This is a genomic window from Candidatus Kapaibacterium sp. (genome assembly GCA_023957315.1).
Lineage (GTDB): Bacteria > Bacteroidota > Ignavibacteria > Kapaibacteriales > UBA2268 > PGYU01.
In genome coordinates, this window is sequence record JAMLHE010000010.1 from 52,924 (window position 1) to 79,020 (window position 26,097).

Sequence of the window (26,097 nt, forward strand, 5' to 3'; positions counted from 1 at the left end):
TTATTTACTGAGCGATTACCACCAATTTACCAAATAGATTATTATAATTATATAAAAAATTTGGAAAGTTATTTTGAATGTGAATAATATGAAAAAGATGAAAATATTAATATTAGCCTTCATAGTTATTGTTGCTATATTATTGTTATTTAAAGACAGAGCTATATTTGAGTATTATGTTTGGAATCTTAGTTCTGAAAGTTTAGAGATTAGAGAAAATAGCGCAGCAAAAATAATTGATTTAGGCAATGAAGCTATTCCCAAACTACTCAATAAACTTGACAGAAAATATATTTTTGAAACGGACTATATTGTATATTGTCTTGAAGAAATAACAAACGAAAGTGGCAAATACCAAACAAGCGATTCCGCAATTCATTTTTGGAAAAATTGGGCTAAATTGAATAAATACTATGATTGAGTTGTATAAACATATCCTTTCAATAGGAAATTTAAGTAACTTATCAAAATACTGGAATGAAAGATGAAAATGATGAAAAGAATACTATTTTTTTTTGGTCTATCAATTTTAATGCTTTCTTGCGATAATGAGAAGAAACTTAAAATTTATAAAGGAGCGTATTATGAGGATTTTCCTGAATACTATGATCATTTTATCAGATACACATTAACTGAAAATACTAAGTTATTAAATACTGACATAATAGGTAAAGTATTAAATGATAGTTCAAATTTTATAAATTATCGCAAGATCAATGAAGTAGATACCACTCCATATTTAACTTGGCAATCAATAGAATACTATAAAGATAATATTCGAGAATTTTTATTTTATAAATACATGATTTACTCAACAAATGATTATAATGGAATGTTATACCAAATTGAATATCCATTAGAATTATCAGGTAGAAAGAAAATGTTAATATTAGCTTTTGAACACAATTTAGATGCTTTCTCAAATGGTGCTGCTTATATTCAATGGTCTTCAAAACCCATGAATCTTTCTGATTTAAAGTATAACCCCGATGTTGCAATACCAAGATACTTATGGGGAATTAACAAACTCACTGACACAATAACTACAAATTTAAGTATGAAAACATTACAACAGCTTTATCCTGATTTCGAAGGAGTTTACATATATAAAAAATATAAAGAAATTACGATTGACCATAGCTATTCATCATTTGATAGAAGTTTATTTGAGCATATTGAGTTTGTGGAGTGAGAGGTTGCGAGCCGGAAAACAATACGGCGGGCATAACTGTTAACAAACTAGCTTTGGTATCCATATATTTTTGGAGTTTAACTTCAAATTCTATAAAAATACATTACTAAAAATTTCGTTTATAAATTATGTGTATAGTTATATTGGAATGACAAATGAGTACAATTGCAGAAGTAGTCGAAACTTGGGAATCCTTAGATTATGAGGATAAGGAAATGACTTTGGAAATTCTCCAAAAAGGATTTGCAGAACTGAAGCGACAAGCCTTGGTGGACAGAATTTATGAAGCCGAGCAGAATTACACAGATGGAAAAGTAAAGAGTGGCTCCGCTGACGATTTGTTTGAGGAAATGAACAATGTATAAGTTAGTTTGGGATGACTCTTTTTTGCGTAAACTAAGAAGACTCACAAAAAACAACCCCGAAATCGAGAGCATTTTTAGAGCTAAGATTAATATTTTGGAACTTGAACCTTACCACCCATCTTTAAAGACACACAAATTGCAAGGTAGATTAAAATCATACCTATCCTGTTCGCTCAATTATACTTACCGTTTAGTATTTAAATTACTAGATGACAGTATGATTCAGCTAATAGATATCGGCACTCATGACGAAGTTTATTAATTCGATTGACCCGCTGGATTCACCTTAACCAAAATAAAACATTCTCTTTAGTGTCCATAAACTTAGTTTGTATGATAAGGAATTGTGAGATGGGAACAGTGAATATACCTATAGAAGAATACAAGGCTCTGATTGATGAGATTCGTATTCTTAAGAATCAAGACTTGTTGGTGAAAGTCAACCAAGTCATTGATTTGATGTATGAGAGCAAATATGGTTTGTATCTCGGCGATTTCACTGACGATTTGACTTCCGTTACTATAGATGAATTAAGCGAGTGGCACTCAAAAGGCGATGTTTGGAATGAAGTATAATCAACGCGAAATAGTATTAGTTCCATTTCCATATTCAGACTTGACTTCTGTCAAAAGGCGCCCAGTTGTTATTTTGAGTAACAATCGTTTCAATGATAATAGTGAGGACTTGGTTGTAGCAGCAATAACAAGCAAGTAATTTACTGATGAATACTCCGTAATTATAACTAATAATGAACTTGAATACGGTATATTGCCCGAGCCATCTGTAATCAAGATTTATAAACTATTCACAATTCATAAAAGCAAGATTGTGAAGAAATTCAGCATTTTAAACCATTCAAGCTTTGAAGAAGTAACGCAAAAGCTCCGGTTGTTATTCGAGAATAATTAATGTGAATCAATTTCAGTCATTCAACTTTAAAAGATTCTACCCCCACCTATTCGTATCTTGTCATTGTCGAAGAATGACCTATGAATAATCCTATGCCGTTGCCATGCACATTCCACTGGACGTTTAAACCATCTGAGCCAAAGATTCCGCTGTTGCTGCTTCCATTGTGTCTTGAGTTGAAATAACTATAATACTGCTCATCATAAGAGTATAACAAAAACTCATAATCTTTAATATAATTTTTTATAAACTCTTCGCCCATTGTTTCATCATAGGAGAATCGCAGTAATACCGTACGGATTTTACCTGCCGCATTTCTGTTATTATAGCTATAGATATCAAAATCGAATCTTAATTGTAGTGACTCAGAATTATAGCTCGTCTGATATACTGCACCGGGCTTTGGAGTGAATTCACCATATACAAAAACTTCTTTATACCTGAAGTTCTCGTATTCATATTTATGCTCGACAATTTCGTAGTAAATTTCATCAATTTCTACAGGTTCGGGGATTGTTGTTTGCGATGTCGCAACTTTTCCTTTCCATTCGGCTCTCAAATAATATGTTTTGCCAACTTCCACGAATATTTCTTCATTGCCATAGAATTCACCGTCGAAGCTCAATTCATAATCATTGGTGCCATCTGAAATAGTTAATTTCGCATCTCTGACGATTGCATTTTCCTTGATGTACTCATCAAGCGGCGGTAAAGTGCGTTCGACTGTAATAGAATTGATTCCTTGTCCGGGACTTATAATTGCACGAATGACTAATTGTTCCACATATGGCAAAGTGACATCCGAAACTGTTTCTTCGCAAGAGTTTAGTGCGACGCTGAATATAATTGCTATTAATAATAAATATTTCATTTTATTTTCTCCGAATTAAAATTTGAAACTAAGTCCGAGTGTCGGAATAATTGGAAACAACGTAACTTGGCGAACAGTCTTTTTATATTCGCCTGTTTCTTCGTCCCAATCGCTAATGTACCAAGCAAAAGGATTTTTGCGATTGTAAACGTTGTAAATATTCATCGAAAGTTGGAAAGGCAAATCGAACCATGAGAATTTGTACATGAAATTCAAATCCATTTTGTGAAATGCAGGCAATCTGGCGCCGTTTCTGTCGGTATATTGATATTTCTCGTAACCGCCGTAATACTCATCACCAACATCGTTGAATGAATACACACCTGTCGGCATAGTAAAGGCTTGACCGGTACCATATACCCACGAAGCCCCAAGTTCCCAATGTTCGCCGAGTTGGTATGTCAATACTAAATTTACGTCGTGTCGTCTGTCATAACGCGGTGAAAACCATCTGCCACCATTAATTTCGTCAAATTGGCGTTTTGTCCATGCAAGTGTGTAGCCAATCCAACCTGTGAATGAGCCAATTTGCTTGTTCAAAAACAGTTCTAATCCGTATGCAACACCTCTGCCGGATGTGAATTGGTCTTCAATCGGGATTCCGAGAGAAAAATAGGAACCTTCCTTGTACTCATACAAATTTTTCATATCCTTGTAATAAACTTCAGCTGAAAATAGGTATTCACCTTCGGCAAAAATATGTTCGACACCCAAAACTCCCTGCCAAGATTTGCTTGGTTTGATTTTCTCGGTCGAAGGGAACCACAAATCTGTTGGTAGAGTAATGTCATTTCGGACAATCAAATGTAAGAATTGATGCGCCAAAGCAAGCGAGCCTGTCATAGAAGTTTTGTCCGTAAGCTTATATGATGTAGATAGTCTCGGCTCGAAAGCAAAGTAATCGCCACCCTGAAAATAATACATCCTCGCACCAATATTGGCATTCATCAATTCTGAAACTTTCCATTCATCCTGTAAATACAAAGCTGCTTCGAGCGACTTCAGTTCCTTGCTCGTGAATTCATTTGAGACTTCATCGAACATATCGAAACCTAATTCGGAGCGGAAATTATGCCAAATCGTCTCGATGCCTGTTTTGATAGTATGATTTTGCGACGGGAAGTATTGAGCTTCTGCTCGCAACATAAAGTCTTTAATATGGGAACTAGTGTTGAAATTTTCGCTCGGTCTGTCTTTATTGTATATTTCAGTTCCAAAAGTATAATCGGTATAAATTAGCGAGAAATTAGTAAATATTTCGGGCGACATAATATGCATCCATCTTATATTTGCAGTAGAATTGCCCCAATTGATGCTAAAATTTTCTTTGGAAGATTCCGGCTCTTTCAGCACATCTCTTCCAAAAAATCCGCTGACAAAAAGTCGGTCTGAATCTGATAATTTATAATTTAATTTTGCATTCAAATCATAGAAGTAATAAATCGGGACTTCTTCATTTGTGCCACCGCCTGCTAACCAAGTCAGAACATCGAGATACATCCTTCTGCCGGATACCATAAATGTGGAGTTATCGTTAATCGGACCTTCCAGTGTAAGCCGGGAACTAATCATGCTAACGCCGCCTGAACCGGAGAATTTCTCTTTCGTACCCTCTTTCATCGTCATATCGAGCACGCTCGACAATCTTCCGCCGTATTCAGCCGGAAAGGCACCTTTGATTAGCTTAATATCGCGAAGTGCATCAGCATTGAAGACGCTCAGAAATCCACCCAAATGCGATGGATTATAAACAATTACACCATCGAGTAGATTCAAATTTTGGTCCGGCGAGCCCCCGCGAACGTATAGCCCGCTTGAAAGCTCACTTGCTTGTTGCACACCGGGCAATAGTTGCAGCACTCTGAATACGTCAACTTCTCCACCAAGCGAGGGCATTTTGCTGACAAAATCCGGAGTGACTGTAACGGTGGAAATTCGTGCTACCGATGGCTCTTCACGTTGCGCTTCGACGGTTATTTCCTGCATCCGCACATCTTCTACTTTCATTTTGATATTTCGGCGTACTGATTCATTCGCTACGATGGATATTTTTTCGATAAAAGTGGCATAACCAACGCCCCGAGCTACTAAATAATAGCTGCCGGGTTTTATTCTCGGAATAGAATAGTAACCGAATTTGTTCGAGACCGCTCCGGCAATAGGTTTTGAGCTTGTTACATTTGAATCGGGAAATATCGCGATTGTCAAGGAAATGACACTCTCGCCCGATAACTCTTCGGTTACCGAACCAGATAATGAGCCGAGACCGTCTCCTTGAGCATGAAGCATCATACTCGAAAACATCAGAAATATCAAAACAAATAATTTTTTCATAATTTCCGTTTCTTAATAAAATACTGAAATGATACGAGTCAGTTAATTAAAGGTTTCAAAATGACAAATCTCAACATACTTTTTTTCTTTAAGTAAATATTTCTTGTTCAAATCTTTGATAAATTGCTCAAATTTTGTTTGATTTCATCAATTCCGGCAATTGCTACAAAGTTTATAATGCCAAAAACTCTTTCTTGCAATTTACCATTAGGCAAAATCAGATTTCTAATTTGCATAAACCTATCAATGAACTCTTCGTTTGACTTTTTCTGAGACGTTATTGCTTTCTTTCTAATGTGGGTAAGTTGCTCTGCAGATTTCGTATAAGCCGATGCCATACTTTTTTCAAGATTCTTGTCAATTTTAATGATATGCCCGGACAATTCATCATAAATTTGTTTTAGAGTTAATTCAGCATTCAAGAACGCTAATTCAGCTTCGTCACTAAAAATATATTTTGGGATAATTTGCATAAACTCATCTTGGTGCGATTTGAATATTTCGGGATTAATATCATATTTTTCGATAAATCGTAAACTGCGATTATCCAAGATTGTGAAGCTGTGGCGAAGTATAATTCGCGGCATAATAATATTATAATAATTATATAATTTATTTAATTGTGCTAAATATGCCAATTCGCCCGGACCTGCAATATATGCTGCAGTCGGTAAAATTGCGTCTTGCATCAATGGTCGCAATAACACTTTCGGGGAAAATAAATTTGGATTTTCTTTAAATAATTGTTTATAATCATCAAGATTTTCAGAAGTGATATTTTCGCGAATATTATTTCTGTGGTAAAATAAATTAATATCGAAAACTTGTGCTTGCAAATGATAGCCGAGCGATAACAATTCATCATTTGTTTGATTAACAATATTTGCAGTTTGCCCGGTATTGTTGAGTTCTTTTTCAGCGAATTTTTCAAAAAGACCGTACTCCCGAAATTTTTCAGCCGAAATAAATACAAATCCGCATTCCGCAAGGAAATAGTTTATGAACTTGACAAATGCTCCAGACCATGATTTGCCGACAACATATGAATCATCTAACATTTTTATAATTTCATCGGCATATTGAGTATTTTTAATCGCATCTGCCACTTGCTCTTTTAACCCGGTGATATCATCGCCAAAGAATCGGTTTGCAATGCTAATATTTTCCGAATCATAATCTGCACTTAGATTTACAATGGATAAATTACTATCAAAGATAGTTGCATTGCCCGCTTCTTCAGCGTCGTGGTCGTTATCTGCCACCCAATATACCGGAACAAAATCGTATTCGGGGTGTTTAATTTTCATTTTCCGGGCATAATCGAATGCCGAAAAGGCTTTAGTCAGGCTGTAAATCGGACCTCCGAAAAGTCCCGGTTGCTGGCCTGTCACTACCGCTAATGCTTTCCCTGAGCATAATTTTTCGAGATTCTCGGATTGCAATTCATTCAAGGGCAAATTTTGCATCGTGCTCTTGCAAACTGCGCGAAGCCTTGAATAGTCTCCTTTACTCTTCAAAATAGCATCAAAAAAGTGCTTGTCATCGTGACGAGTATTATTCGGTAAAAAGCGCGCAGCAAAATTGTCAGAGCGGATATAATCCCGCACTAATTTTGATGAGCCCCCCAATTCGTTTGCAATAAGTTTCATATTTCAAATTAAAATTTATACTAACTCAAAATTAACAAAAATATTGCTTTAGTAGCTTTTATTGTCCCGTCTTTGTTACAACTGACGGAAAGAGAAGTTCGCAAAGTTTGTATTCGTCATTCTGAAGACGAAGTCGAAGAATCAAGTTTTCATAAAGACATGGATTCTTCACTTCGTTCAGAATGACAAATACACCTACTGTCTTTGCATCAACTGACAGGACGTAAACAAAGATAGGACGAAAACAAAGACAGGACGTGAAAATTGTTCTTTTTTGAACATTCAAAGATAATAGTGTTCCTTTGAATGATGCTTTATATATATTACACTCTCTAATTTAAATGAAATAGTATATTTTAATTGGTGGAACACTATGCTATAACATAATTGTTAAGATTATCAATATGAATTAAATTTAATTTTTAGATTCATAGTTTATTATTACTTTAGACTTGGTGTATTTCCAAATTTTATATAAATGAGTGTTGTATTTCGCATCACCAAACAATCTACCACATTCATGCTAATTGACAATATGAAAACTATATTAATGTTTAGATTAGGAGTGTATTTATGAAGAGAATTATTCAAGCTGTATTTATTGGATTCATGTTTTTGTTTGTTTTTGATTACGTTCAAGCACAAACAACATATTTCGTTAAGCATGACGCAGCAGGTGCTAACAACGGTTCAAGTTGGACTGATGCTTATATATCGTTCCAATCGGCACTTGACGTTGCTAATTCCGGTGATGAAATCTGGGTAGCTGCCGGAACTTATAAGCCTTCTACAGATAATGGATTGGGTGATGAAAGTGATGCGAGATTATACCATTTTCGCATGATTAATGGTGTCGAAATCTACGGTGGCTTTGCCGGAACTGAAAGCAATGTGAGTGAAAGAACTGATTTCGGTAATGGAGGTGCTAACGAGACAATTTTGAGCGGTGACGTTGGAACTGAAGGAGTCCATACTGACAATTGTTACCACGTTTTCTATCATCCAAGCGGATGGGGACTAACAAGTAGTGCTGTTCTTGACGGCTTTACCATCCAATATGGTTATGCAGACGGAGCTGCAGAACATCAGCGAGGTGGTGGTATTCATAATAATACAGCATCGCCCAATCTTAATAACCTGATTATTAAAAATAATTATTCACCTAATCATGGCGGTGGATTGTATAACTTTGCTTCTGCTCCCAATGTAACAAATAGCGTAATTGAAGATAATACAGCTTATTGGGGTGGTGGAGTCTTTAATGGAGGTGCATCAAGTCCGATTTTAACAAATGTTATTATTCGCCATAATCAAGCAACATCAGGCGGTGGTGGTTTGTATAGTATTACTAACTCATCGCCAACATTAATAAATGCATTAATTGTGAATAATTCGGCAGGCAGTAGTGGAGGCGGGATTGAAAATAGTTCTACAGCATCTGTTACCTTAGTCAATGTTACAATTGCAAATAATTCAGCAACTAATGGTGGCGGGATATTTTGCATCAGTTCTACTCCTTCTGAAATATACAATTCAATCATTTGGGGTAATAATGCTCCTTCCCAAGGTCATCAAATATATACAGATGGCAGTACAATTAATTTGTATTATTCTAATTACAAGAATAGCAGCGATGATGTGCAAGTAAATGGCTCCGGGGCAGTCAATCCTGACGCCAATACGATTTTTTCAGCTCCAAAATTTGTTGACCCCGATAATGAAGATTATCGTTTGGTTGGGTCTTCTCACAGTGTTAATGCAGGAGACAATACCGAAAATTCTGAACTTTTCGATGTAAGAGGAGAAGCCAGAATTCAGAATACAACTATTGATATGGGTGCATTTGAATGGACAAGTACTGAAGATCCGGACAATATTTTAGTTTTCGTCAAACACGACGCAACAGGAAACAACGATGGTTCAAGTTGGGACGACGCATTAACTTCATTCCAAGCTGCTCTTGATGCTGCAGCTGCGGGTGATACAATTTGGGTAGCTGCCGGAACGTACTTCCCCTCTAAAGAAGCAGATGGTACTACTGATGAACCACTGTTTTTTACTTTTCAAATGATAAGCGGTGTCCAGATATTCGGAGGGTTTGCCGGAACCGAAAGTGCTGTCAGTGAAAGAACGGACTTCGGGGAAGGTGGTGCCAATGAGACAGTCCTTAGTGGAGACTTATTGGAAGACGATATTTATTCAGGTAGCGGAGCAACTTTATCATTTCAAAATATGAGTGATAACTGTTATAATGTAATTTATAATATGAGTGTTGATAATACTGCACTGCTTGATGGTTTCACAATTATGGGTGGAAATGCAATTGGACCTTACCCATTAACAGAAGGAGGCGGAATCCATAATGAATTTTCATCTCCTGTTTTTAATAATTTAGTAGTAAAATATTGCAATGGATATTGGTATGGAGCTATTTCAAATAGAACTAACTGTTCAATCACAATGAGTAATTCTATCATCAAATTAAACAAAACTAATGGTTCAGCTGCTTTGTTTTTATATAATGGTTCAAATGCTACTATTACAAATGTGCTTCTATATGGCAATTTTTCTAATAGCCCTGGAGCAGCCTTCCGTTCCGAGGGTTCAAACACATTATTTAATAATGTAACAATTTCAAATAACCATTCAAATACTGGTGGTGGAGCAGGGTATATTAGAGGAAACACTGCGACAATGAATAATTGCATAGTTTATAATAATACGACCAATCAAAACGGTAATGAATTTTATTTAGATAATAATAGTACTTTAAATCTAAACTATTCATGCTATTCTGATTTGACAAATTATATATATATAGAAGCAGGTAGTGCTTTTAATCCGGATATTAATTCAATCACCTCAAATCCCAAATTTGTCAATCCGGCATCAGGTGATTTCCGAATTGCAAGTAATTCACCGGTTATAGATGCCGGTGACGATTCTTATAATTCGGAAGCATTTGATATTCGTGGCAATGGATTCCCTAGAAAATTAGATGGCACCGACTATACGCAAGTAGGAACAATTGATATGGGAGCTTATGAATACAATTCAGACACTGACCCTGATGGTACATTTATCTTTGTAAAACATGACGCAAGCGGCGCCAACAACGGTACAAGCTGGGATGATGCATTTACATCTTTCCAATCTGCACTTGATGATGCTCTGTCTGGCGACCAAATCTGGGTAGCCGCAGGAACTTACAAACCAAGCTATGATTACGGATTAGGAGGTGGTTCGAGATTCAATCATTTCCGAATGATAGAAGGTGTAGAAATTTATGGCGGATTTGCCGGAACAGAAACTGCTGTAAGTCAACGAACAGATTTTGGCGAAGGAGGAGCCAACGAGACTATACTCAGTGGCGACCTGAACGGTGATGATATAGTTGATGATTTATTCACAAATAAAACTGACAATTGCTATCATGTTTTCTATCATCCGAATGGATTGGCTTTGACTAATAATTCAGTATTGGATGGATTTACAATTTCCGGTGGATATGCTCTTGGTGCAGTTGATGAATTTCGTCGTGGTGCAGGTATTTACAATAATAATTCCTCACCTATATTCTTTAATATAATCTTTACAAATAATAGAGCCAGTCAATTTGGTGGTGCAGTATTATTGACTAATTCTTCTTCATCTTTTACAAATTGCATATTTCTGAATAATAGGGGTAATTTGGGCGGAGCTGTGATGCAACTTCAAACCTGTAATTCAACTTACACTAATTGTTTGATGGCAAATAATTTCGCAATTGATGGTGGAGGTGGAATTGGGCTATGGAGTGGTGGCGTTACTTCACTTAATAATGTTACATTTGCAAAAAATCATGCAAATAATAAAGGTGGTGCTTTTTGGATTAATGGTTCAGCCCCAATAATTAATAACTGCATTATTTATGAAAATACAACTAATTCTGATGGTAATGAAATCTTCATAGAATCTAATGGAACAGCAACTCTGAATTATTCGTGTTATTCAAACGGGACTAATGATATTTATATCCAAGCAGGTAGTGCTTTTAATCCGGATGTTAACTCAATTACCGATAATCCTTTATTCGTAAACGCTGCAATTGATGATTTTAGATTATACGGCATTTCTCCTGCAGTAAATTCCGGTAACAATTCATACAATTCTGAACCTTTTGATGTCCGTGGCGAAGACCGTATCCAAAATACAACTATTGATATAGGTGCGTTTGAATGGACTGACGGAGTTGACCCATTGTGCAATGATGAAGTTTGGGTAAGCGATGATTATAATTCATCTACTCCAAATTGGGGCTATACTCATTTCGCCAATCTTGCGGATGCTCTTATTGCAGCTTGCCCGAGTGCTACTGTCAACATCTCCAACTACTCTCACACCGGTGACGTTGATATGACTGGATATACTTTCGTAATTGGAGATGGTGATTTTGATTTAGATGGTGATTTAACAGGTGGATTAATCCAAACACCGAGCACAGGAAAGCTGATTCTTCCTGCAGTGCAAAATGTCCAAAGTGATTTCCCGATGGGCAACGGAAATAATAATTATACATTAAAAATTATTTGTGGTAATGCGCCAACAAATCCAATCATGGTCAGATTGGTCGAGAAATCCGTTCCCGGGGCAGTTAAAGTTCCAATTCCATTTTGGGACATTGATGGTGACGATAATTTGGATGCTACAATTATTTTCCGTATAGATAAATCAGCAATCGCACCTAAGAAATTGAATACAAACAGCATATTGCGATTTTTCGATAGCGATAAATATCTACCGATGACTGAAGAACAAGTTACGATTAACGACGAGGGAACATATTACGAAATAATAATAATTAATGTAAATAAATTTTAAATTAAAGATAATAAATAAATAGGAATAAAAGAAATGAAAAAATTAATTATATATATCGCAATATTATTATTCGCAAATGTAGTTATGAGAGCAGATTGGGGATTATTCGAAGCAATGATTTCAACCCAACCGGTTTATAATATCACTAATAATTCGGCAATAAGTGGTGGTTCAATCAATCTAACAGTTGATGACAACGATGTCATCGAAAAAGGAGTCGTCTGGTCAACATCATCAATGCCAACAATATTAGATTATGACGGAATTACCGAACAAGGCGCCGGACCAACATCAGGCAATTCTACAATTTTCGCTACAAATCTGACGAGTTTACAATTAGGTACAAAATATTATGTTCGTGCATATTTAATCACAACCGATGAATCCGAAGCCGAAGTCGTCTTTTACGGTCAGCAACGCATCTTCACCACAATCCCCACTCTCGGTGAATGGGGCTTAATCGCTCTCGGACTCCTTTTCGCAAGCTTCGGTGGCTGGTTCTTAATGCGGAAAATGGTCTAAATTTTGAAATTCGCCCCCTGAGCCTGTCGAAGGGTGGGCTTAGGGGATTGGGGTTTGGTTATGGTTTTTTACCACGAAGTGGTTAAATATTAATAACCCCGTATGAAATGCGGGGAGCGAAGCATACTCGCCCTCTTACAAGCCCGAAGGGCTTGAATATCTATAAATAAAAATCAACCTTCCGAAGGTTCCAAAGCTTCGGAAGGTTTTGATATTAATGATTCTTCTGTTCTATTTAATCTTTAATTAGCTTATTTTTTACTCTTCCGCCCTTTTTCATCGGGTCCTCGCTGTATCCTAACTCATTCCAATCCATTATTCCATTTTTGCTATGGCAACTTGTGCATTTAATTGCCTGTGATTTTGGGGCTACCATATGATGTATTGGCTGGAGCATTACTGTTTCCACAAAATCAAATTTCCCTGAATAGGCAAGATTGACGCTTTTCATACCATTTTCAGCAGCTTTGTTCCAATCGTAGCCATTTTCAAAACCATCTTCGCCAAATAGTTTTGGTACAATCAAATAATTATTCACAACATCATAAATCTGTTTGCCGCGTATAATTTTAAAGGGATAAATCTTTGCTTTTGAGTCACTTATAGAGCCATTTAACACATTCATTTGAATTGGTTGCGATTCGAATTTATCTCCAATCTCATAATAATCGGCTTTACCATTAAACCACCTGTAAACGGGCTTCACGTTCTTTTCCCAATTTAAATCGCCTCGCATCTTCGAATATGACAAATGTGCGTCATCTAAATTTGTATCTTCTTTCAATCCGGCTGTTTTCCAATTCCAACCCGTCAAAGTATAGTTTTCTTTTGCAATGCTTGGAATATGGCAACTTTCACAAGCTATGGCATCTAAATGTCTTCCAAGTAGCTTATTTCTGTGAATTTCTTTCTTATTATTGTCGTGACAATCTGTGCAAGATATATGGTTTGTTCCCGCAGCAATCGAGCCGTGCCCTGCACCCTTGATTTTATGGTTTTCGGATTTATGACAACTCACGCAATCAAATCCTTGCTCGCTCATATGAACGTCAAGTTTCTTCTTGTCATCGAGCAGCGCAATCTCTAAGCCACCATGATTCAAATCTTTACCACCGCCACGTTCGAAATGGCAAGTCCCACAATTGCTAACTTTAGATTTGCCGACTGATTGGGCTGCTTTAAGCAAATCATCGCCGGAAAAGGGGGCGCTTCCATTTCGAATTAACTTGTTGTAAATACCTGAATTATCATGGCAAACAAGACAATCAATGTTTTCGGGATTTGTGAAATCGAAGGTCGCATCCTTCCATCCGAAGCTTGGATGGCAACTTGTACATGACTCTTCGTTTGAATTGATGTTTATGAATGTATTATTGAAACCGTTTCTCTTACCGGTTCTAACCATGACCTTGCCATCTGCTTCATACTCTTCGCCCAACCATAACCAATGACGTGATTGAAGCACGTCGGCAGCTTCGTCGACATGGCATCCTATGCATGCTTTTGTAATATCCTGTGGCGTTGTAAATGGACCCGAAATCATCGCAGAATGGTCAACACTTTCAGGCTCTGTTCTGATTCCCAAATATGAAATGAAAATCAAAATAATAATAATCGCAAAAACCGAAGAATTGAACTTTTTCATAATCTCTCTCCTCGTATAAATGATAACTTATGAATAGCAAATATACAAAATAGACGAAACAAGCAAATAGATTATTTCCGACAGAACGCTGTTAAGTCCCTACAAATATTATGCGTTTAATACTTTTATTATTCCGATGACTGTGAGTTAGATTGTCCGGTTACTTGTTACAAAGACCGTAACATCATGCACATCATTTCAATCTGTCTTTGTAACAAAGACGGGACGAGAAAAATTTACAATGAGAAATAAATTATTTATAGTGTACTTTAAAAATTGTCTTTCTAAAAAATAGTAGTATATTTAACTTAGACAATATTGTAAATTTGTTATAACTAAATGGAGTTTTGTATGAAGAAATCTTTTTTACTAATTTTTTGCTTTTTAATGCACTCAAGTGTAATGCTCTTTTCCCAGAATGTCGGTATCAATAATGACGCAAGTCAACCGCACAGTTCAGCTATGTTGGATGTTATGTCCACGGACAAAGGTTTATTAATTCCGCGTATGACGGAGGTCCAAAAAAATGCGATAACAACGCCTGCTACCGGTTTAATGGTTTTTCAAACTGATGTTACACCCGGTTTCTATTATTTTAACGGTACAATCTGGACATCAGTTAGTGGTTCTTCATCACAAGGCTTGGCAGAATACGCTTATATCTACAATGTAGATGCACAAGTCGTTGCCTTAGAAGCAGACATATTGTTCAGCACTAATGGAAATATAACCGCTGGGATTACTCATGCACCGGGCACAGCTCCGATTACAATTGTTAATGCTGGCACTTATTCCGTATTTTTTAACGTTTCAGGTGTTGAGCCATGTCAGTTCGCTTTATTCCTAAACGGTACACCCGTGGCGAGTGCAATTTACGGTTCCGGTGCAGGCACGCAAATAAATTCAGGTATGGTAATTATTACAGCGGAAGCCGGCGATGTTTTGACTGTTAGAAATCATACTTCAGCAGCAGCGATAACTTTACAAACATTAGCAGGTGGTACTCAAACAAATGTAAATGCTTCAATCATGATTAAAAAATTAGACTAAATTTTAGTCATTCCATTTTGTAAGATTTGTAATCACGCAATTATGGATATAAATTTAAAGGAAATTTATTAATGAAAAAATATATAATTTGCATTACCTTTGTATATATTCTGATTTTTCAATTTGCCAGTGCACAAGGTTTAAACAACGGTGCCACAATCGTGATTGAGAGCGGTGCAAAATTGCTTATATCCGGTGGTAATTATACAAATTTTGGCGATGCAAGCAATAATGGTGAAATTGATTTAGATGGCGATATTTTTATTACCGGTAATTTTGTAAATAATGCTCCTTCAGGTGGAGTTTTTATCAATAGAGATTCTGATGGTAAAGTTGTTTTCAATGGTACCGGAAATTCAATTATTTCAGGTACAAGTCCAGATTCAATTCTTTTTGAAAATATAACTGTCGAATCATCCGCCACAATTACTAATAATCATTTATCATCTATCATAGGTGATTTGACTTTAGTTGGAGCAGATAAAAATATTACAATCGGTACCGGAAATTTATTTGTTCAAGGACAAATTATCGGAACAAATCATTCAATTACTGCAGTTTCAACCGGATACTTATCGCAAAACGCACAAGCAAGTGTCCAACGTGATTTCCCGATGGGCGACGGAACAAATCATTACACATTGAAAATTATTTCAGGAAATGCACCGACAACTCCGATTAGGGTCAGAATGGTCGAGAAATCAGTTCCCGGCGCTATTAAAGACCCGATGCTATTTTGGGACGTCGCCGGCGATAATAATTTAAATGCTACAATTATTTTACGTATGGATAAATCGGCAATTTCTCCTAAGACATTGAATACAAATAGTATATTGCGTTTCTTCGACGGCACTGAATATCTACCTATGACTGATGAACAAGTCACGATTAACGATATGGGAACATATTATGAGATAAGTATAATTAATGTTAATCAATTTTAAATAAAGACCAAGGAAAAAATGAAAAAATTAATTATATATATTGCAATATTATTATTCGCAAATGTGGCTATGAAAGCAGATTGGGGATTGTTTGAAGCAATGATTTCGACACAACCGGTTTATAATATCACAAATAATTCCGCAATTAGCGGTGGCTCCATCAATTTAACAGTTGATGACAACGATGTAACTGAAAAGGGTATTGTCTGGTCAACATCAGCAATGCCAACAACCGACGTTAATGTCGGAATAACTGAACAAGGCGCCGGACCAACATCAGGCAATTCTACAATTTTCGCATCAAATCTGACTGGCTTGCAATTGGGTACAAAATATTATGTCCGTGCTTACATGGTTAATATTGACGGCACTTTCTACGGTCAGCAGCGCATCTTCACCACAATCCCCACTCTCGGTGAATGGGGCTTAATCGCACTCGGACTTCTTTTTGCAAGTTTCGGCGGCTGGTTCGTTATGCGCAAAATGGTGTAAATTTTGAAATTCGCCCCCTGAGCCTGTCGAAGGGTGGGTTTAGGGGCTTGATTTTTTACCACGAAGTGGTTAAATATGAATAACCCCGTATGAAATGCGGGGAAAGAAACATACGCACCCACTTAAACCACGAAGTAGTTAAATAACTATAAAACAATCAGCCTTCCGAAGCTTCCAAAGCTTCGGGAGGTTTTTTATGCCACACCAATCGTCATTCTGAGCGAAGCGAAGAATCCATGTATTTTTTGAAAGCTTGATTCTTCGCCTTCGGCTCAGAATGACCAAAAAAATCTTTCGTGCCCTTTGAGACTTCTTTGCGCCCTTTGCGGTTAGATTGTATTTAATGAGGCTGTCAGTTGTAACAACTGACAGGACAAAAATTATTATGTCTTTTATTTCTTAGGCTTATAATTTGCTTCGTAAATTTCAATCCATTGTTGGGGAGTGATTTTTTGAGCGAGTTGAGCTATCAGGTCAAAGGGAATTTGCTCCGGTTTTTTGAATCGGATGCAGCTTTTGCCCATGTCTAACTTATTCTTAGAATGCTTGGGATATTCACTTATGAACCATTCGTAGATTTCGGGAATTGCATAGACGCCCATATGATAAAAAGCGATAAAATTTTTCTGCGAGGCAAAACCCACAAAAGGTAATGGTTGTTTAGGGTCGCAATGATAGCCTGCCGGGTAGAGCGTGTGCGGTACATCAAAACCCGGCATATTATTACCAATACCTTCTTCAAATCCTACAGGCAAATTATCCTTCAACACCTGTCTCAATCGAGCAATCGCTTCTTTTCTCTCTTCAGGAACTTGCGAGAGGTATTCATCAAATGTATCAGCTTTTATCGTCATAAAAATCCTACAAAATATATTTTGAAATGTCAATATTTGTAACAATTTTGTCGAGCGTGGTTCGAACTTTTGCCGAATCTATATAGATTGTTCCGACTTCGATATTATCCGGTGCATTGAACATGATGTCTTCGAGCAAACTTGTCATAATTGTATGCAAACGACGAGCCCCGATATTTGTGACTTCTTCATTAACAGTTGCAGCGATAGAGGCTATTTCCTTAATTGCAGTTTCGTCAAAATCCAGAATAACATCTTCGGTTGCAATCAGAGCTTTGTATTGCTTGATTAAAGCATTTTCTGGTTGAGTCAAAATTTTGATAAAATCTTCTTCGGTCAAGCTTTGCAATTCCACTCTAATTGGGAATCGTCCCTGAAGTTCAGGTACCAAATCCGAAGGCTTTGAAACATGGAAAGCTCCCGATGCTATAAAGAGTATGTGGTCTGTATGTACAGGACCATATTTTGTGTTGACCGAGCAACCTTCAACAATAGGCAATAAATCACGTTGGACACCTTCGCGAGAAACGTCGGGACCACTACTTCCGGCAGTAGATTTAGAGGCAATTTTGTCAATTTCATCTATAAACACGATACCCGAATTTTCGGTTCTGCGAATCGCTTCTTTGATAACGGCTTCCATGTCAATTAGTTTCTCGGCTTCTTCTTTTTCCAAAAATGTGCGTGCGTCACCTACTCTCATTTTGCGTTTTTTATTCTTTTTGGGCATGATTGAGCCAAACATGTCTTGCAAGTTCATTCCCATTTCATCCATTCCCATCGGACCGAGCACTTGCAGATTTGGAGTTTGGTCAACGAGCACATCGAGTTCAATCATTCTTTCGTCCAAAACTCCTTTTCGGAGCATACTTCTGAATTTTTCACGAGTGCGAGCATTTTCCTCAACTTCATTTTCTGAGGCTGTGTCGAATGAAGGCGACCTTTTGACAGGCGGAATCAGGATATCCAAGATACGATTTTCGGCTGCAATTTGAGCATCATGCTTTTTGCCGGTAGTGTGTTCTTCGCGGACAATTGCTACCGAACGTTCAGCCAAATCACGAATCATAGATTCAACATCTCGTCCAACGTAACCGACTTCGGTAAATTTGGTTGCTTCTACTTTGACAAATGGAGCATTCGATAATTTTGCCAATCTGCGAGCAATCTCAGTCTTACCAACACCGGTGGGACCAATCATGATGATATTGTTAGGCATGATTTCCTCGCGAATATCATCAGTGACGCTTTGGCGTCTCCATCTGTTACGCAAAGCGATTGCCACTGCCTTTTTAGCCGCATTTTGACCGATTATATATTTATCCAACTCCGACACAATCTGACGAGGAGTCAATTGCGTATCTTCTTTAATTACAAATTGTTGCGTTGATTGATTTTCAGTTTCTTGAATTATTTCGTTCATATTAAAGTATTATCCATTATTTTAAAAAAATTTTAAAGCTCTTCCACATGAATGGAGAGATTAGTATAAATGCAAATTTCGCCGGCAATAGTCAGCGATTTTTTTACCATATCGGCAGCAGACATCGAAGTGTTATCGAGCATTGCTCGAGCTGCACTCAAAGCGTAAGGTCCGCCTGAACCTATGGAAATTATCTTGTCGTCCGGTTCGATTACGTCGCCATTTCCACTTAATAAAAATGCTTCGGTATTGTTCATTACTGCCATCATTGCTTCCAAACGCCTTAAAAATCTGTCGGAACGCCAATCCTTAGCCAAATCAATCGAAGCGCGTTGCAAATTACCGCGATGAGATTCCAATTTTTCTTCAAATCTTTCCAACAAAGTAAAAGCATCGGCAGTCGCTCCGGCAAATCCTGCGAGTATAGTGCCATTGTATAATTTGCGAATTTTGCGGGCAGAATGTTTGACAACAGTATTGCCTAATGTTACCTGTCCGTCTGAGCCCATTGCAGCTTTACCGTCACGGATTACTCCAAGCACGGTTGTTGCATGAAAATTATTTATTGATTCCATTTTTCAAAGTATAAGTTTATAATACGTTATAGTAACGTTTAAGAATAGCTTTTGACTTGTATAATCTATGGAATTATTTGTTAATAATCGCGTTTGAAAGGTTTGAACCAAGTTTCGCCAATACTTACATCCACAGAAAGCTTTCCGAAATATTCGAGAATTAAGCCGTCGGTTTTAGTACCGCGTGAGCCGATTGTCAGGGCAATATCGCTGATGAAGGTTCCCGACCAAGGTACTTGAAATCCAATGGAAGCAGCCATTTCGGTGATTTCGTTGCCATAAACTGAGAAGTAATGTTGTTTGAAATATCCGCCTAATTTGTAGGACATTCTGTCTGCCACAGGTGCACTCAAATTTTTGTTCCCTAACCTGTTAATTCCGGCAGAAAGTACCATACCGGATTTGTAGGTCGAATTATCCAAATTATTATAGTTGAAATTCGAGAAATCTTGCATTGATAAATCGGCGCCAATTATAAACTTCCCCGTTTCATAAGCTATTCCGAATCCGAAAGCATCAGGCATCATAACTGCATTCACGCGCGAAATTGATGTATCGGGCAATAGCGATGATTCGAATACAATATCAGTTTCTACATCAAGATTTGGTTGATTTTCAAAATAAAAACCTAATGTGAGATTGGACATTGGTTTAACCGATAATCCGGCTTTAAATCCAAATCCGCTGAAAAATTCATTACGTGATGATATGTATGTAAAAGCGTATGGGTCGCCGAAATATTCAGTTTTTCGCAATGAGGACACTTTCCCGAATGTCGAAAATACTGATGCCCCGACTGAGACATATTGCGTTATTTTGGTTGAGCCACCGAAATAAAGCATCGAAATTCCACCTTTGCCTTGGTATATCGTTCTACCGTCCATATAAATGTCATTGACAGTTTCATTAATAGGCGAGGCAATCATATAATTGATATTGCTATATGGATGAATTCCAAAACTTGCGGCAATCCCCATTGCTGTATCAATCATAAACAATCCGCTGATACCGTTTAATGCACCGGAATTTTGGTATGAATCCTGCAAATCCGAAAATGCTAATGTTTGGTTGAACTTGTATCCCACGTTGATTCTCGTCGTAGTGACATATGACCACATTGCAGGATTGCGAAAATTAATAGAATTTTCGGAAGGAAAAGCAATAGATGTGCCGCCGACACCATCATAGGAAGCATTGCCGGTGGTGTTGATGTCTCCGACACCGAAAATGGAATAATTCAAACCACCCTGACTGAATGCGGGAGTTGCGGCTAATATCACAAACAATATAATTATTAATCTTTTAAGCATCATTATTATTCAAACATTGAAGGATTTGTTGAGTAAATTACCTTTAGCGACGGGCGTTTTGATACATCGGGATGATTTAAACCATAGAATACATATCTGTCCAATTGTCGCGTTTGGTTGTTAAAGGTATGAGGCATAATAATCAGTGAGCCTTTTCCTGTAGTTCGGTTCCAATATTGAACAGCGGAAGTGAAACTCGGGAAAAAGAACTCGTTTATGTTTTGAGCATTTGAACCTGTAAATTGGAAAATAGGATTCAAATAATCATCAATAAAGTAATTTGCCTCGAGCACCGTAGTGTCTAATTTTATGTTTCCGCGATAAGATAGCTCGGGAACGAAGTGCAAAGTGAGTTGAGTTTTGTGAATTCCCGAAAACTGAGGTATCATACTCAAATCAAATTCTAATTCAGTCCAATAATTTGCACCATTTTGCATGACGATATAACTCGTATCCGGCATCGGAATGTCTAAGAATGTCATATCCACACCTGAGATTAAATTCAATTCACGCAAACTGTCGCTACCATCGCGATATTCAACTTTGATTAAAGAAGAAAAATCAGCCGTAGGAGAATTTCCGTAAAAACGATGAATTACATTGCATTGCTGATGCGGAACTAGTATCAATCCATAATTTGGAATTATACGTTTGACTTCCTTGCCCGAATCAGGTATGAAAACCGTTTCAGTCCTAAGCCATTCAATAATTAATTCTTTAGTTAAATCAATTGAAACTGTTTCCAAAGAATCTTTCAAAAGGATTTTACCGGACCATGATGCTACCGGAATAGGGTCATAATAATTAGCAGGAACCACAAATAAGGAATCATATGTCGTAATGTCTTTAGCCCAACGTCTGTTTATTCGGTAAATATCAAAACCGAAATAGCCGGAATTTGTATCACCAAAAGCATAACGATGCGGAAAGATTGTTAGCTTGACGTTTTCAATATTTTCAATTTTCAAATGGTCTAAGGTATCGGGAATAAATGCAAAACTCGAAATCGCAGCAGCACTTATCCCATTGGATTTCCCAATAAGTATTCCACCCACATTAAAGAGTGGAAAATCGGCTTGAAAAACTCGTTGCGATGTAATCAATTGAGTATCAGCTGAACTAATGCCTTTGATTTGTGATGTATCGGGCAACAAATTGATTGCAATTTTTGAGGGTTGCTCATTGCATCCCGAAAATTTTAGGGCAAAAACGACAACTAAAGCAATCAATAAAATTTTTAAGAATTGACTCATGAAAGTTCTTTTATGATAGATTTGTATATTGATTCGTATTCTATAGCCGATTCGGTCCATGAATAATTTGCTTTCATTCCTCGTTCGGCAATCGTTTTAAATAATTCATTGTTTGAGTAAAGTTCTACGGCACGATTGAATGCGATAGCCAATTCCTTAGAATTGTAATCTTCGAACACTATTGCATTGCCTTCAAGTTCGTTACTGACATCTATTGCAATATCTTTCATTCCACCCGTAGCTCGGACTATTGGTATAGCTCCGTAAACTATCGAATACATAAGATTCAGACCGCATGGTTCGTATTGCGATGGCATTAGGAAAAAATTGCAGCCGGCTTCTACCTGATGAGACAAATCCTCGTTAAACTCATATCTGAGCTTGACTTTTTCAGGGTATTTTTTTGCAATTTCAGTCAACTGTTCTTTCAAATCAGCATCGCCTTGACCCAGCAAAATAAACTGGATATCTTTCGAGAAAATTTCATCTGCCGCTTCGATAATCAACCCAACACCTTTTTGATAGCCAATTCGGGGTATCATTGCAAAAAGTGGAACATCCTTTTTAAATTCAAGTCCGAAAATTTTGCATAATGCAATCTTGTTGCTTGTTTTGAAAGTTTCGTAATCTTTCTTGAATTTTTCTATTATTAATGTATCGCGAGCCGGATTCCAGCCAACGGAATCAATCCCGTTCAAGATACCTTTGAAACTGTCGATGCGCTCTTTGAGCACTTCGTTCAACCCGTTGGAATATTTCTTATCCTGTAAAATCTCCTGAGCATACGTTGGGCTGACCGTAGTGATATAATTCGAATAATGAATGGCACCCTTCATTAAATTCAATTGATTTTTATGTTTAAAATTCGGTAACACACTTTTATCCAATCCTGTCTTTGCAAACTCGTGTAATCCATACACACCTTGACGATAGAAATTGTGAATGGTAAACACAGTGCCTGTATTTTTGAACTTTTCGTTTCCTGAGGTGCGGATTAATGCCGGAAGAAGTGCTGTTTGCCAATCGTTACAATGAATAATATCGGGGAACCAACCAAGCAAATTGCAAGTTTCGACTACGCTTTTGTTGAAAAAAATGAATCTTTCGGCATTATCTTGATATTCAATCCAAGTTTCAGGGTCGTGATAAACACCCGTTTTTTCTTCGAAATATCCAATGTGCGATGTTACATATGCTTGAACTTTTGTGCCCGGACTAACAACTGATGTGGACTTAACTGTGGTAAATTCAATTTTATCGCCTAATTCGATTGGTATATCGCGTAATCTGTTTATCTCATAAATTCGGTTTCTACGTTCGGAAATTGTACCATATTTGGGTAACATCAACCTTACATCATGTCCCATATGCCTTAACGCAATCGGCAAAGCATAAGATACATCGGCAATTCCGCTCTCTTTTGCAAAAGGGAATACTTCACTCGATACGAACAGAATGTTTAGTGGTTTTGCCATCTTATCTTATTATATGTCCAATTTCAGTTTTTCCAATCTTACAAAAATACAAAAAAAAGCTTTATATAGTATAGAATCTGAATTTCATACTTTTATAAACATTGTATATCACATTCTTAATGAGTTGAATTTCTTAACTTTATTTTAATTTTTCTACTTGACAATCCATGCTTATCTTTGTTTTTTCATTAATTTTCATTTTATTTTTGATAAAACTATATGACAAAACGAATCCGCCGAGATGAAACAGAGACCGAGAAAATCGAAAGACAATCCAAGCCCATGGATGTAGAATCAGACAACACTTTGCGTAATATCGTGCTTTCTAAAAAGCAGGTGGAATTGATTAAAGTAATCAATGAAAACGACATAATTTTGTGCACAGGTCCTGCCGGAACATCAAAGACATTCATTGATTGCTACTATGCAACAATTGCATTGAAACAGAACCAATTCAGCAAAGTAATACTAACAAAGCCATTGCAAGAAGCAGGTGAGAAGCTGGGCTTTTTGCCGGGAGATGTCGAAAGCAAAATTGACCCGCATTACGAAAGTTTCAGGATAACCTTTCAAAAATTATTAAAAAAGAAAATTTTCGATAAACTACTGAAAGACAATGTAATTGAATTCCGCCCACTTGCTTTTATGAGAGGGGCAACTTTCGACGACACTTTGATGATACTTGATGAAGCCCAAAATGCAGACATTCGCCAAATAATGCTATTTACAACTCGAATGGGCAAAGGCAGCAAAGTAATCATATCCGGTGATTTGCACCAATACGATATAAATGCAAATCACGTTGCATTGCCATTTTTTGCAAATATGATTCGCGGTATCAAAGGTATTGGTGTATTTGAGTTCAATCAAGAAGATATAGTGAGAAACAAAATTTTAATCGAAATAACCGAACGCTACGAAAAATTGAAAGCTGAGGATAGGCTGCCAAAGAACAAACGAAATTGATTTCGACTTTTACGTATGAATTTTACTTTTTGTACGTCTTAATTTGATATGCTTCAAATGAAGCATGATTTTGGCTTTACAAAAGAAAAAGATTCATGAGTGATACTATAGATTGTATTTATTGTAAGAGTGACAGAATTACAAGACACGGTAAGAGCCCTATTGGTAAGACACGTATGAGATGTCGTGATTGCGGCAGAACTTGGGTGTTGGTCTATGACAATGAGAAGACCGATATTGGTGATTTGGCGGCAGATTATCTCTTGGGAAGTACATACCGAGACTTAGCAGATATGCATAAAAGTTCCCCACGTCGAATCAACCAAAAGCTCCGCGATTATCTGAAAGGATTTCCGCATTGGGAAAATTATATTGATTCATTGGTTGACTCGCACCACCCAAAACAAATCATTCTTGCCGGAAAAAGTTTTGCTTGTTCGGTTGGGGATAATGAAAGCAACACAATGTTTGCCATATTTGCCATTGATGCTCTTTCGGGCTTTGTTCTGGCATATGACGTAGCCAACGAAGATACGGCAGAAATTTGGGACAAGATGCTTCACAGAATGTCCCGACGAAAAATAAAATGCGATAGTTTCATGTCAAATGGTACAGAAGCTGTCCTAAAGTCAGTAACGAAGTATTATCCTAATGCCGATAATAAAATACTATTTCATCGAAATTCTCGCGAAAAAGAGCTTGCCTGTTGTGTGATGAGAATTCCCGTAAATTATAAGCTGATGAACGAAGCCGCAAGGATTATGGTATCGCTTGATAACAAAACAGTACTCGAACAACTCGGTATCAATGATTACAGGCAACTTATGGATTATTTCATTTCTCATCAAATTGAATTTACTGAAAAATTGCGTCAAAAATTGGATACAAAGCCAAATCACAAGAATGACGCTCTGATTGTAAAATTTCAAGAACGATTTGATAAATTTTACATGCTGAAAGAAGACCCCGAGCCTATAATTAATGCTTGGATAGCAAACACAATGCTCTACAAGAACGGATATACATATAATAGCTTCACGCTATACTCACAAAAAATGATAGAAATGAATCTCAAGCAATATGCAACTGGCGTCGTACCTAATGGGGCGAATAATTTTCGGGACGATGGCGAAACCAAAAACTTTCTGCTCGATATAGCTGTTCGAGCTTTAGAATTACCTGTCTTGACTCATGATTGTGGGCTTCACTACGAAAACTGTTTTTTATTATAACACTTTTCAACATAATATACGTCTTTATTTCTTGTTATTCATTTAAGAAAATTGAATATCTGTTCGATATGTTAATTTAAAATAATTTTCTAAATTTGAATTCTTAACTATTAACTTGTATTGTAAGAAAAATTTTCGTACTTTACTTAAAATTTTAATTGTGAAAAAATAATAT

The 26,097-nt window shown here is 36.9% G+C and carries 21 protein-coding genes and 2 pseudogenes; 13 read left to right on the plus strand and 10 right to left on the minus strand.

The features are described from left to right. Positions 1 to 88 precede the first annotated feature (88 nt). The 6 genes and pseudogenes from M9949_11005 to M9949_11030 all read left to right on the plus strand — a co-directional run bounded on the left by M9949_11005 (position 89) and on the right by M9949_11030 (position 2,467). Positions 89 to 421: a hypothetical protein gene (locus M9949_11005; protein MCO5251931.1), complete on the plus strand. Its 333-nt coding sequence runs from the start codon at positions 89 to 91 to the stop codon at positions 419 to 421. A gap of 63 nt (positions 422 to 484) precedes the next feature. Continuing rightward, positions 485 to 1,192: a hypothetical protein gene (locus tag M9949_11010; GenBank protein ID MCO5251932.1), complete on the plus strand. Its 708-nt coding sequence runs from the start codon at positions 485 to 487 to the stop codon at positions 1,190 to 1,192. A gap of 155 nt (positions 1,193 to 1,347) precedes the next feature. Next, positions 1,348 to 1,557: a hypothetical protein gene (locus tag M9949_11015; protein ID MCO5251933.1), complete on the plus strand. Its 210-nt coding sequence runs from the start codon at positions 1,348 to 1,350 to the stop codon at positions 1,555 to 1,557. Continuing rightward, on the plus strand, positions 1,550 to 1,819 hold the full coding sequence (locus M9949_11020; protein ID MCO5251934.1) for a type II toxin-antitoxin system mRNA interferase toxin, RelE/StbE family: 270 nt from the start codon (positions 1,550 to 1,552) through the stop codon (positions 1,817 to 1,819). The genes M9949_11015 and M9949_11020 overlap by 8 nt, the downstream gene beginning before the upstream one ends. Positions 1,820 to 1,908: 89 nt before the next feature. Then, positions 1,909 to 2,133 carry a hypothetical protein gene (locus M9949_11025; protein ID MCO5251935.1) on the plus strand — a complete coding sequence of 75 codons (225 nt, stop codon included), beginning with the start codon at positions 1,909 to 1,911 and terminating at the stop codon, positions 2,131 to 2,133. Next, positions 2,123 to 2,467, plus strand: a pseudogene (locus M9949_11030) (type II toxin-antitoxin system PemK/MazF family toxin). The gene M9949_11025 and the pseudogene M9949_11030 overlap by 11 nt, the downstream one beginning before the upstream one ends. Before the next feature lie 46 nt (positions 2,468 to 2,513). Here M9949_11030 and M9949_11035 read toward each other — a convergent pair. The 3 genes from M9949_11035 to bshC form a co-directional block, all read right to left on the minus strand. Beyond that, positions 2,514 to 3,338, minus strand: a complete 825-nt coding sequence (locus M9949_11035) for a DUF4249 domain-containing protein (protein MCO5251936.1) — start codon at positions 3,336 to 3,338, stop codon at positions 2,514 to 2,516. Between the two features lie 15 nt (positions 3,339 to 3,353). Next, on the minus strand, positions 3,354 to 5,672 hold the full coding sequence (locus M9949_11040) for a TonB-dependent receptor (GenBank protein ID MCO5251937.1): 2,319 nt from the start codon (positions 5,670 to 5,672) through the stop codon (positions 3,354 to 3,356). Positions 5,673 to 5,779: 107 nt separating this feature from the next. Next, complete coding sequence (gene bshC / locus M9949_11045) at positions 5,780 to 7,321, minus strand: bacillithiol biosynthesis cysteine-adding enzyme BshC (protein MCO5251938.1); 1,542 nt, start codon at positions 7,319 to 7,321, stop codon at positions 5,780 to 5,782. 573 nt (positions 7,322 to 7,894) lie between these two features. Between bshC and M9949_11050 the strand changes: the two genes are divergently transcribed. Both M9949_11050 and M9949_11055 read left to right on the plus strand, forming a co-directional pair. Continuing rightward, entirely contained in the window at positions 7,895 to 12,181 is a 4,287-nt protein-coding gene (locus tag M9949_11050; GenBank protein MCO5251939.1) for a hypothetical protein, read from the plus strand. A 33-nt stretch (positions 12,182 to 12,214) separates the two neighbouring features. After that, positions 12,215 to 12,703 (plus strand): IPTL-CTERM sorting domain-containing protein, encoded by a 489-nt coding sequence (locus tag M9949_11055; protein MCO5251940.1) that lies wholly within the window; start codon positions 12,215 to 12,217, stop codon positions 12,701 to 12,703. 235 nt (positions 12,704 to 12,938) lie between these two features. On the opposite strand, the gene M9949_11060 is transcribed toward M9949_11055, so the two are convergent. Continuing rightward, a complete protein-coding gene (locus M9949_11060; protein MCO5251941.1) occupies positions 12,939 to 14,348 on the minus strand; it encodes a tetrathionate reductase family octaheme c-type cytochrome in 1,410 nt (469 codons plus the stop codon). A gap of 621 nt (positions 14,349 to 14,969) precedes the next feature. On the opposite strand from M9949_11060, the pseudogene M9949_11065 reads away from it, so the two are divergent. From M9949_11065 to M9949_11075, 3 genes and pseudogenes are all read left to right on the plus strand, one after another. Beyond that, a pseudogene (locus M9949_11065) lies at positions 14,970 to 15,398 on the plus strand (collagen-like protein). A 71-nt stretch (positions 15,399 to 15,469) separates the two neighbouring features. Then, positions 15,470 to 16,342 (plus strand): hypothetical protein, encoded by an 873-nt coding sequence (locus tag M9949_11070; protein MCO5251942.1) that lies wholly within the window; start codon positions 15,470 to 15,472, stop codon positions 16,340 to 16,342. A gap of 18 nt (positions 16,343 to 16,360) precedes the next feature. Next, entirely contained in the window at positions 16,361 to 16,834 is a 474-nt protein-coding gene (locus M9949_11075; protein MCO5251943.1) for an IPTL-CTERM sorting domain-containing protein, read from the plus strand. A gap of 392 nt (positions 16,835 to 17,226) precedes the next feature. Here the strand turns inward: M9949_11075 and M9949_11080 are convergent, their stop codons facing one another. From M9949_11080 to M9949_11105, 6 genes are all read right to left on the minus strand, one after another. Beyond that, a complete protein-coding gene (locus M9949_11080) occupies positions 17,227 to 17,688 on the minus strand; it encodes a DUF1801 domain-containing protein (protein ID MCO5251944.1) in 462 nt (153 codons plus the stop codon). 7 nt (positions 17,689 to 17,695) lie between these two features. Then, on the minus strand, positions 17,696 to 19,111 hold the full coding sequence (gene hslU / locus M9949_11085; protein MCO5251945.1) for an ATP-dependent protease ATPase subunit HslU: 1,416 nt from the start codon (positions 19,109 to 19,111) through the stop codon (positions 17,696 to 17,698). 32 nt (positions 19,112 to 19,143) lie between these two features. Then, positions 19,144 to 19,686, minus strand: coding sequence for an ATP-dependent protease subunit HslV (gene hslV / locus M9949_11090; protein MCO5251946.1), 543 nt, complete (start codon positions 19,684 to 19,686; stop codon positions 19,144 to 19,146). 80 nt (positions 19,687 to 19,766) lie between these two features. Continuing rightward, positions 19,767 to 20,999, minus strand: a complete 1,233-nt coding sequence (locus tag M9949_11095; protein MCO5251947.1) for a type IX secretion system membrane protein PorP/SprF — start codon at positions 20,997 to 20,999, stop codon at positions 19,767 to 19,769. Positions 21,000 to 21,001: 2 nt separating this feature from the next. Continuing rightward, positions 21,002 to 22,249, minus strand: a complete 1,248-nt coding sequence (locus M9949_11100) for a hypothetical protein (protein MCO5251948.1) — start codon at positions 22,247 to 22,249, stop codon at positions 21,002 to 21,004. Continuing rightward, positions 22,246 to 23,724: a glycogen synthase gene (locus M9949_11105; GenBank protein MCO5251949.1), complete on the minus strand. Its 1,479-nt coding sequence runs from the start codon at positions 23,722 to 23,724 to the stop codon at positions 22,246 to 22,248. The genes M9949_11100 and M9949_11105 overlap by 4 nt, the downstream gene beginning before the upstream one ends. Positions 23,725 to 23,943: 219 nt before the next feature. Here M9949_11105 and M9949_11110 point away from each other — a divergent pair, with 219 nt between their 5' ends. Together M9949_11110 and M9949_11115 are read left to right on the plus strand one after the other, a co-directional pair. Beyond that, entirely contained in the window at positions 23,944 to 24,690 is a 747-nt protein-coding gene (locus M9949_11110; protein MCO5251950.1) for a PhoH family protein, read from the plus strand. A gap of 95 nt (positions 24,691 to 24,785) precedes the next feature. Further along, positions 24,786 to 25,922 carry a hypothetical protein gene (locus M9949_11115; GenBank protein MCO5251951.1) on the plus strand — a complete coding sequence of 379 codons (1,137 nt, stop codon included), beginning with the start codon at positions 24,786 to 24,788 and terminating at the stop codon, positions 25,920 to 25,922. The last annotated feature ends 175 nt before the right edge of the window (positions 25,923 to 26,097 follow it).

Excerpts from the sequence above, each read along its gene's own strand:
- hslU (MCO5251945.1), bottom strand. The coding sequence starts at position 19,111 with ATGAACGAAATAATTCAAGAAACTGAAAATCAATCAACGCAACAATTT.
- M9949_11105 (MCO5251949.1), bottom strand. The coding sequence starts at position 23,724 with ATGGCAAAACCACTAAACATTCTGTTCGTATCGAGTGAAGTATTCCCT.
- M9949_11005 (MCO5251931.1), top strand. The coding sequence starts at position 89 with ATGAAAAAGATGAAAATATTAATATTAGCCTTCATAGTTATTGTTGCT.
- M9949_11015 (MCO5251933.1), top strand. The coding sequence starts at position 1,348 with ATGAGTACAATTGCAGAAGTAGTCGAAACTTGGGAATCCTTAGATTAT.
- M9949_11115 (MCO5251951.1), top strand. The coding sequence starts at position 24,786 with ATGAGTGATACTATAGATTGTATTTATTGTAAGAGTGACAGAATTACA.
- M9949_11080 (MCO5251944.1), bottom strand. The coding sequence starts at position 17,688 with ATGACGATAAAAGCTGATACATTTGATGAATACCTCTCGCAAGTTCCT.
- M9949_11100 (MCO5251948.1), bottom strand. The coding sequence starts at position 22,249 with ATGAGTCAATTCTTAAAAATTTTATTGATTGCTTTAGTTGTCGTTTTT.
- M9949_11035 (MCO5251936.1), bottom strand. The coding sequence starts at position 3,338 with ATGAAATATTTATTATTAATAGCAATTATATTCAGCGTCGCACTAAAC.
- M9949_11095 (MCO5251947.1), bottom strand. The coding sequence starts at position 20,999 with ATGATGCTTAAAAGATTAATAATTATATTGTTTGTGATATTAGCCGCA.
- bshC (MCO5251938.1), bottom strand. The coding sequence starts at position 7,321 with ATGAAACTTATTGCAAACGAATTGGGGGGCTCATCAAAATTAGTGCGG.
- M9949_11020 (MCO5251934.1), top strand. The coding sequence starts at position 1,550 with ATGTATAAGTTAGTTTGGGATGACTCTTTTTTGCGTAAACTAAGAAGA.
- M9949_11010 (MCO5251932.1), top strand. The coding sequence starts at position 485 with ATGAAAATGATGAAAAGAATACTATTTTTTTTTGGTCTATCAATTTTA.
- M9949_11075 (MCO5251943.1), top strand. The coding sequence starts at position 16,361 with ATGAAAAAATTAATTATATATATTGCAATATTATTATTCGCAAATGTG.
- M9949_11025 (MCO5251935.1), top strand. The coding sequence starts at position 1,909 with ATGGGAACAGTGAATATACCTATAGAAGAATACAAGGCTCTGATTGAT.
- M9949_11055 (MCO5251940.1), top strand. The coding sequence starts at position 12,215 with ATGAAAAAATTAATTATATATATCGCAATATTATTATTCGCAAATGTA.
- hslV (MCO5251946.1), bottom strand. The coding sequence starts at position 19,686 with ATGGAATCAATAAATAATTTTCATGCAACAACCGTGCTTGGAGTAATC.
- M9949_11070 (MCO5251942.1), top strand. The coding sequence starts at position 15,470 with ATGAAAAAATATATAATTTGCATTACCTTTGTATATATTCTGATTTTT.
- M9949_11060 (MCO5251941.1), bottom strand. The coding sequence starts at position 14,348 with ATGAAAAAGTTCAATTCTTCGGTTTTTGCGATTATTATTATTTTGATT.
- M9949_11050 (MCO5251939.1), top strand. The coding sequence starts at position 7,895 with ATGAAGAGAATTATTCAAGCTGTATTTATTGGATTCATGTTTTTGTTT.
- M9949_11040 (MCO5251937.1), bottom strand. The coding sequence starts at position 5,672 with ATGAAAAAATTATTTGTTTTGATATTTCTGATGTTTTCGAGTATGATG.
- M9949_11110 (MCO5251950.1), top strand. The coding sequence starts at position 23,944 with ATGACAAAACGAATCCGCCGAGATGAAACAGAGACCGAGAAAATCGAA.